Origin of the sequence: Nocardia cyriacigeorgica (genome assembly GCF_010868145.1) — a bacterium.
In the GTDB taxonomy this organism is placed as follows: Bacteria; Actinomycetota; Actinomycetes; order Mycobacteriales; family Mycobacteriaceae; genus Nocardia; species Nocardia cyriacigeorgica_D.
This window is the reverse complement of sequence record NZ_JAAGUY010000044.1, coordinates 21816-29046: the sequence shown is the minus strand read 5'-3', so window position 1 is coordinate 29046 and position 7231 is coordinate 21816. Positions and strand designations below refer to the sequence as shown.

The 7231-nt window shown below is 67.9% G+C and carries 8 protein-coding genes; 4 read left to right on the top strand and 4 right to left on the bottom strand.

Annotation, left to right across the window (positions count from 1 at the left end):
• The 4 genes from GV792_RS27785 to GV792_RS27770 all read left to right on the top strand — a co-directional run.
• Positions 1-827, top strand: an 827-nt coding sequence (locus tag GV792_RS27785) for an AMP-binding enzyme (RefSeq protein WP_163827946.1), incomplete at its 5' end; no start/stop codon positions are given.
• A 185-nt stretch (positions 828-1012) separates the two neighbouring features.
• A complete protein-coding gene (gene nhaA, locus GV792_RS27780; RefSeq protein WP_163827945.1) occupies positions 1013-2224 on the top strand; it encodes a Na+/H+ antiporter NhaA in 1212 nt (403 codons plus the stop codon).
• 28 nt (positions 2225-2252) lie between these two features.
• Positions 2253-2792, top strand: coding sequence for a phage holin family protein (locus GV792_RS27775; RefSeq protein WP_375154370.1), 540 nt, complete (start codon positions 2253-2255; stop codon positions 2790-2792).
• A 36-nt stretch (positions 2793-2828) separates the two neighbouring features.
• Positions 2829-3764: an alpha/beta fold hydrolase gene (locus tag GV792_RS27770; protein ID WP_163827944.1), complete on the top strand. Its 936-nt coding sequence runs from the start codon at positions 2829-2831 to the stop codon at positions 3762-3764.
• 56 nt (positions 3765-3820) lie between these two features.
• Here GV792_RS27770 and GV792_RS27765 read toward each other — a convergent pair whose 3' ends face one another.
• Genes GV792_RS27765 through nth form a run of 4 tightly spaced genes read right to left on the bottom strand, consistent with a single transcriptional unit; the run spans position 3821 to position 7069 of the window.
• Entirely contained in the window at positions 3821-5014 is a 1194-nt protein-coding gene (locus tag GV792_RS27765; RefSeq protein WP_163827943.1) for a MarP family serine protease, read from the bottom strand.
• Positions 5011-5712, bottom strand: a complete 702-nt coding sequence (locus tag GV792_RS27760) for an NUDIX hydrolase (protein WP_163827942.1) — start codon at positions 5710-5712, stop codon at positions 5011-5013. Before GV792_RS27760 ends, GV792_RS27765 begins: the two co-directional genes overlap by 4 nt.
• Entirely contained in the window at positions 5709-6371 is a 663-nt protein-coding gene (locus GV792_RS27755) for a TlpA family protein disulfide reductase (protein WP_309138694.1), read from the bottom strand. Before GV792_RS27755 ends, GV792_RS27760 begins: the two co-directional genes overlap by 4 nt.
• Complete coding sequence (gene nth / locus GV792_RS27750; protein ID WP_163827950.1) at positions 6368-7069, bottom strand: endonuclease III; 702 nt, start codon at positions 7067-7069, stop codon at positions 6368-6370. Before nth ends, GV792_RS27755 begins: the two co-directional genes overlap by 4 nt.
• Positions 7070-7231 lie beyond the last annotated feature (162 nt).

Genomic DNA, 7231 nt, shown 5'->3' with positions numbered 1-7231 from the left:
TGTCATCACTGCGAGTGCTCGGCTCGGTCGGTGAACCGATCAACCCGGAGGCGTGGCGCTGGTACCGCGAGGTCATCGGCGCCGGCAGCACACCCATCGTCGACACCTGGTGGCAGACCGAGACCGGATCCATCATGATCTCCCCACTGCCCGGCGTCACCGCCCCCAAACCAGGCGCCGCCATGACCCCCCTGCCAGGCATCTCCGCGCAGGTCGTCGACGAGGAGGGACATCCGGTGCGCCCGGCCGGCGATTCGGCCGTCGTAGGCTACCTTGTCCTCGATCAGCCGTGGCCGTCCATGTTGCGCGGCATCTGGGGCGATATGGAGCGGTACAAGGCGACCTACTGGGCCCGCTACGCCGAGCAGGGCTGGTACTTCGCCGGTGACGGCGCCAAGCTCGACGCCGACGGCGATCTGTGGGTGCTCGGCCGGGTCGACGACGTCATGAATGTCTCCGGGCATCGCATTTCCACCGCCGAGGTCGAATCCGCCCTGGTCGGACATTCCGGGGTGGCCGAGGCCGCGGTGGTGGGCGCCAACGACGAGACCACCGGACAGGGCATCGTCGCCTTCGTCATACTCACCGCCGACACCACTGACACCGGCGCCGCATTGGTGGACGAGCTCAAGGCCGAAGTGGCAAGGGAGATCAGCCCGATCGCGCGGCCGCGTGAGATCCACGTGGTGCCCGAGCTGCCCAAGACCCGCAGCGGCAAGATCATGCGCAGGCTGCTGCGCGACGTCGCCGAGGGCCGCGAACTCGGCGACACCTCGACGCTGGTCGACCCGCACGTCTTCGAAGCGATCCGGGCCTCGCGCGCCTGAGCCCGACCGGCGGATTTCCGGCCGGAACGGCAGGTTACGCCCGGTGGCTTCGGTTGTCAGCGGGTGTAACCGTTAGAATTGCGTAAGGTGTGCCGGGAAGTCTGGTCGGCGCGCGGACGGGTACCGAGACCGAACAGGATCGGAAGCGTGTCCGCGGAGCTGCCCGACCTGTCGAGAGGTTTCCCGTGATCACTGCCGCACGATCGGAACTGTCCCGCTACCTGCGGACCGAAACCGTCGGCGGCACACTGCTGCTCATCGCGGCTGCGGTTGCGTTGCTATGGGTGAATTCGCCGTGGGGTGATGCCTACAAGACCATGACCGATACGGTCCTGGCGATCCCGCCGCTACATCTGGAACTCACCCTGGCCGACTGGACCAAGGATGGTCTGCTCGCGGTCTTCTTCTTCGTCGCGGGGCTTGAACTCAAGCGTGAGCTCGTCGTCGGTGAACTCGCCGACCGCAAGCGGGCGGCGCTGCCGATCATCGCCGCCGTCGGTGGTGTGGTCACCCCCGCGATCATCGCCTATGTCGTCGGATTCGGCGTACCCGGCATGGATCGCGGCTGGGCCATCCCCGTCGCCACCGATATCGCGTTCGCGCTGGCCGTGCTCGCCATGACCGGATCCCGAATCCCGGCAAGTGCACGGGTATTCCTGCTGAGCTTGGCCGTGGTCGACGACCTGCTTGCCATCGTCCTGATCGCGGTCCTATTCACAACTGGGCTGGCCATACTGTGGCTACTCGCCGCCATCGGATGTTTCGCCGGGTGGTGGCTGGCCCAGCACAAGCGAATCCGCACCCCGCTGGTGTACATACCGCTCGCGCTGGTGGCCTGGTACGCCCTGCACGAAGCCGGCATCCATCCGACTCTTGCGGGTGTCGGGATGGGCTTGCTGACCCGGGTGCGCAAGGACCCGGGCGAGTTCGAGGCACCCGCCACCCGCTGGGAGCACACCTTCCAGCCGATTTCCGCCGGGTTGTGTGTTCCACTGTTCGCCTTGTTCGCCTCTGGAGTTCCGTTGAACGGCAAGGTATTCGGCGAGTTGTTCACCGACAGGCTGGCGCTCGCGATCATTCTCGGGCTACTTGTCGGAAAAACGGTCGGCATCATGGGCTCGAGCTGGGTCGCCATCCGGCTCGGCATCGCCAAACGTCCCGCACACCTCGGTTATCGCGATATGTTCGCCCTGTCGGTGCTCGGCGCGATCGGCTTCACGGTTAGCCTGCTCGTGGCAGAACTCGCGCTGGATGATGAAGCCGCCGTGGAATTGGCCAAGGCAGCGGTGCTGGTGACCTCTATGGCGGCATCACTGGCCGGTTCGGCGCTACTGTTGCGGCGTGGGCGTGTCCACCAGGCGCGGCGTGACGCGCGTGCGCTAGAACGAGAACAATGATGCCTGGACAGGGAGAAGGGTCGACCAAGTGAGTGTCACACAGGGCGGTAACGGACGCGACGCGCATCGAGACGGCTCTCCGCACGATCCCGGTCGCACCGTGACCGCGATCCCCCTGTCCGAGGTCGACCCGACCGCATCCGCGAGCTTCGGCACGCTGGTGCGCGATGCCACCGAACAGGTCTCGACGCTGGTGCGCGCCGAAGTCGAGCTGGCCAAGGCCGAGGTCACCGGCGAGATCAAGAAGGGCCTGCAGGGCAGCGTCTTCTTCATCGTCGCGCTGACGATCCTGCTGTTCAGCAGTTTCTTCTTCTTCTTCGCCGTCGCCGAGACCCTCGACATCTGGCTGTACCGGTGGGCGGCGTTCTGGATCGTATTCGCGCTGATGGTCATCGCCACCGTCACCTTCGCCTTCCTCGGCTACCGCAAGGTCAAGAAGCTGCGGGCGCCGGAGAAGACGATCGACTCGCTCAAGCAGACCCGCACGGTACTGCCCAGTGGGCTCGGCGCGCACGGCAAGCACGAGCTGACCGCCGACAAGATCGCCATGGACAAGCCGTCCCGCTGAGACACTCCGGGCCGGGGCCTACTACGCTCGGTCGGCGTGGCGTCGAACTCCCTACCGGACCCGTCCAGCGTTCGTTATGACGGTCCGTGGACGCACCGCGACGTTCACGCCAACGGCATCCGCTTCCATATCGTCGAGGCCGCCGCCGACCGCACGGACGCGCCGCTCGTGGTGCTACTGCACGGGTTCGCCGACTTCTGGTGGTCCTGGCGGCATCAACTGACCGGACTCGCCGCACTCGGCTACCGCGTCGTCGCGGTGGATCTGCGTGGTTACGGCGACAGCGACAAACCGCCGCGCGGTTACGACGGCTGGACCCTGGCGGGCGATATCGCCGGGCTCATCCGCGCGCTCGGCCACACCGACGCCACCCTGGTCGGCCATGCCGACGGTGGTCTGGTGTGCTGGGCTACGGCCGTGCTGCATCCGCGGCTGGTGCGCGCGATCGCGGTGATCGGCTCGCCGCATCCGGCCGCGCTCAAGAGTGCGATCCTGCGCGACCGCACCCAGCGCGCGACCTGGCTGCCGAATTTCTTGCGCTACCAGCTGCCACGGTATCCGGAGTATCTGCTGACCCGCGATGATGGCGCCGAGGTCGAGCGGCTGCTGCGGGAGCGGGTGCGCGCCGACTTCACCGAGGGCGGCGAATTCGCCGATACCGTGCGCCGGATGCGCTCGGCCATCCAGATTGCCGGCGCTGCCCATTGCGCCCTGGAATATCAGCGCTGGGCCTTCCGTAGCCAGTGGCGGCCGGATGGTCGCCGATTCATGGCCATCATGCGCAAGCCGATCGATATCCCGGTGCTGTCACTGCGTGGTGAGCACGATCGATACGTGCTCACCACGACCATCCATCGCGGACACCGGCTCTCCCCGCAGCGCAGCGTGGTCACCATTCCGGACGCCGGGCATTTCGCTCATCAGGAGAACCCGGACGCGGTCACCACCGAGCTGGCCAAACTGCTGGCCTGACCGCCCGATCGAGGTGCGCACCCGGCGGAGTCGGCCCGCCGGGCACGCATCGCCGATCAGCTCAGTACACACGGCCCCGTCGCGACCGCCGCCGTCGATCCGACCGCCGCGTCGAGCTGACGGCTCACCTCCTGCAAGGTCAGCACATAGCCGGTGTCGTCGTCGGTCACCGCGGCACCGAACACCACGCCGAGCACCTTGCCCTCGGCATCCACAAGCGGCCCACCGGAGTTACCGGCACGCACCTGTCCGCGCACGGTGTAGACCTCGCGTTCGATGGTGCCGTCGCGGTAGATGGTCGGGCCGGTCAGGTCCAGCGTCTCGCGGACCCTTGCCGCGCTCGCGGTATAGCGCCCGCCGCCCGGATAGCCGAGCACGATCGCGCTGTCACCCGAACGTGCGGGAGCTGTGGCTTGCTCGATCACCGGGGCGGTGAGCCCGGGCACCGACAGCACCGCGACGTCGGTGGACGGATCGAACAGCACCACATCGGCTTCCAGCGGACCGGTGGCCGTATCGACGGTGACACTGGTGGTGCCGGCGACGACGTGCGCGTTGGTCATCACCCGCTCGTGCTCGATAACGAAGCCCGAACCTTCCAGCGCCCGCTGGCAACTCGGCGCGACGCCGCGAATACGCAGCACGCTCTGCTGCAGCGAGGCGGCGACCGGGCTGGCCAGCACACTCGGGTCCGGCGGCTCGACGGCCGCGATCGGCGCCCGGCCGAACGGCCCGATCACATCGGGCAGCCCCGAGGTGTTCAGCAGTTGGGAGAACTCGTTGGGCAGCTTGCGCAACCAGTTCGGCGCGACGTCGTTGACGTCGGCCAGCACCCGGGAACCGTTGATCGCGGTCGCGATGGATGGCTGGGACGAGGTGGCCAGCGGCAGAGCCAGCAGCCAGGCGATCACCAGCACCGCCACCGCCTGCAGCGCCGCACCGACCACGCTGTCGACGCTGCGGGTGAAGGGATGGCGCATCCCACCGCGTGCCGCGCGACCGAGGACCATCCCCGCGACCTCGCCGACGATCACCAGCACCACGATCAGCAGCACACCGGCCAGCACCCGGCTGCGGCCCTCACCGATGTGGATCAGGATGTGCGGCGCGATCAGGATGCCCGCGACCGCGCCGAGTACCACACCGAGGAATGCCAGCGCCGAAGCGACGGCTCCCTGCCGCCACCCCGAGGAGGCGGCCAACAGCGCGAGTACGACCACCGCGATATCGAGCCAGGTCGATGCGCTCACAGCGTCATCCCCACAGCGGCGAGGGAGGTCTCCAGGTCGCGCACATCGGTGCGGTCCCAGTCGCGCTCCCAGCCGAGCGTGGTGATCAATCCGGCGAGGATGCCGCCGGTAAGTCCCCACACCAGCATCCCGTCCACCTGGAAGGCCGGGCTCTGGTAGCCAAGGCTTCCGCGGACGAGGAACCGGTTCGCCGGATCGAGCAGATCGGACAACGACACGCGCACCACCCGTTCGGTTTCACTCTGATCGACCACGCGCACCTCGCTCGGCGTGCGCCAATACGCCACCACCGGTGTCACATCGAACCGGGACGGCGGTACAAATAATTTGGGCAGCACCGCGACCGGCTCGACGCCGCCTCGATCCAACCCGGTTTCCTCCCACGCCTCCCGCAGCGCGGTGTCGATCGGTCCGGTATCACCAGGATCGACGGCGCCGCCGGGGAAGGCCACCTGCCCGCGATGCTGACGCATGGTTGAGGCGCGCTGGGTCAGCAGCACCTCGGCGTCGGCGGGCAGCCCACCCGGGGCACTGAGATCCGGATCCGGCGAACCGCCGAAGAGCACGAGCACTGCCGCTTGGCGGGGCGGGGAGGTGAAGGTCATGACGCGTCGCAAGGCGCGGGCCTTGGCCAGGGTGTCGGAGAAGTCGTCGTGCGACTGCTCGGCGCCGGTCAGCCACGAGGGAATATCGGTCATGCGGAAACTCCCAGCGCGCCGGAAACGGTGTCGGCGATGTCGTCGACATCGTGGAACGGACGAGCGATGTAGTCGGCGATCGAACCGTCCGGGCGGACCAGCACGGTGATCGGCAGCGCGGTAGGCGCACCGGCGGCCGCACGCACCGCGGCACCAGGATCCTCGACGCCGGGCATGGTCAGCGGCACGCGGCCCGCGGCGCGCTGCGCGTCGTTCAGCGCGGCCAACAGGGCGAGGGCCTTGTTCTCGTCGGGATCGCTGTGCACCGTCAGCACCGTCACCGCGGGACCAACCTTGTTCGCGTACTCCTGCAGGATCGGCAACTCGGTCCGGCACGGTTCGCACCAGTAGGCCCACAGGTTCAGGACCGCGGGTTTGCCGGCGAGGGCGGCGGCGAGGTCGACGGGTTCGCCGTCGGCGAGACAGGTCAGCGACAGCCCGGCGAGCGGACCCGAACCCACCGCACCGTCGACGGGACGCGGGCATTCCGTCAGGCCTGCTGCTGCGCGCAGTTGGGGGTCCACCCGGGCTGCCGCGGTGGTGCGGTCTTCGACACGGGCGGACTCGTCGTCGCCGCGGGGCCACAGCGCAACGGCGAGCGCGACAACCACGATCAGCCCCGACAACACCAAGCGCCAGACGACAGGAACTCGGCTCACCGGCCCACCAGCTCGAGCAGATGCTCCGCTTCCGGCCCCTTCACCAGCTCGGCGGCGGCGTCCGGATCGGTCGGCCCGATCCCGAACGATGGGCAGTCCTTGGCCAGCAGGCATACCCCGCAGGCCGGTTTGCGCGCATGGCAGACCCGGCGACCGTGGAAGATCACCCGATGGGACAACAGTGTCCACTCCTTGCGCTCGATCAGCTCGCCGACGGCATGTTCGACCTTGACCGGATCGTCCTCGGTCGTCCATCCCCAACGACGCACCAGCCGGCCGAAGTGGGTGTCGACGGTGATACCCGGCACCCCGAACGCGTTGCCGAGGATGACGTTGGCAGTCTTGCGCCCGATGCCGGGCAGGCGGACCAGTTCCTCCATGGTGTGAGGCAACTCACCGTCGAAATTCTCGAGCAGGGCTTGTCCGAGGCCGATGAGCGAGTTCGTCTTGTTCCGATAGAAGCCGGTGGGACGGATGTACTCCTCCAACTCGGCCCGATTGGCCTCGGCATATGCGCGGGCGTCAGGGTACTTGGCAAAAAGCGCGGGAGTGGTGAGGTTCACGCGCACATCGGTGCACTGCGCGGAGAGAATTGTCGCGACCGCCAATTCCAGCGGAGTGGTGAAATCCAATTCGCAATGCGCGTCCGGAAAGGCAAGCGCCAATTTCCGGTTCATCCGGCGCGCGCGGCGTACCAGTCCGAGCCGGGTTTCCGCCGGTCGAGGGCGGGTTCGAGATCTCGGCGCGCCCGCGGCCGCAGGGGCAGAATCGGCCGCCGCGGCGGTGGCCGAAGGCCCGATCCCGGCCGCGGTAGATGGGGAGACACGCACCCGTCCACCATACGGAACTCACCCACATCG